Source organism: Streptococcus sp. HMSC074B11 (assembly GCF_001808705.1).
In the GTDB taxonomy this organism is placed as follows: Bacteria; Bacillota; Bacilli; order Lactobacillales; family Streptococcaceae; genus Streptococcus.
Map to the genome: position 1 here is coordinate 46873 of NZ_KV794318.1, position 385 is coordinate 47257.

Below are 385 nucleotides of genomic sequence, written 5' to 3' on the forward strand. Positions count from 1 at the left end.
TGCTACCCCTGCTTGGATAATACGAGTTTGGCCCTTAAGTAAGTCTGGATCGTCCTGATGAAGAGTGTCATAAGCAACCGCTTCTGTCGTCACTTCAAGCTCTGGTTTCACCTCGACCAAGCTTGGTGCACCTTCACTTGGGATTGAGGTAGATTCTACCTTAGTACCTACTGCGATGATTTCTAGAATCGGAGCTGTTGTTATTTCATTAGAAACCTGCTTGCGAGTTTCCTTGCCATCGACAGTCGTAACCTCGGTTAAGATGGTACGCTCACCTGTTACTCCTGCCTGGAGAACTCGGGTTTGACCCTTAAGCAAGTCTGGATCGTCCTGATAAATAGTATCATAAGCAATGGCTTCTGTCGTAACTTCAAGCTCTGGTTTC

Annotated in this window: 1 protein-coding gene; it reads right to left on the bottom strand. The window is 46.5% G+C overall.

Annotation, left to right across the window (positions count from 1 at the left end; translation table 11 throughout):
- Positions 1-385 (bottom strand): G5 domain-containing protein (locus tag HMPREF2619_RS11440; RefSeq protein WP_186821514.1); only part of this gene is annotated, 385 nt, incomplete at both ends.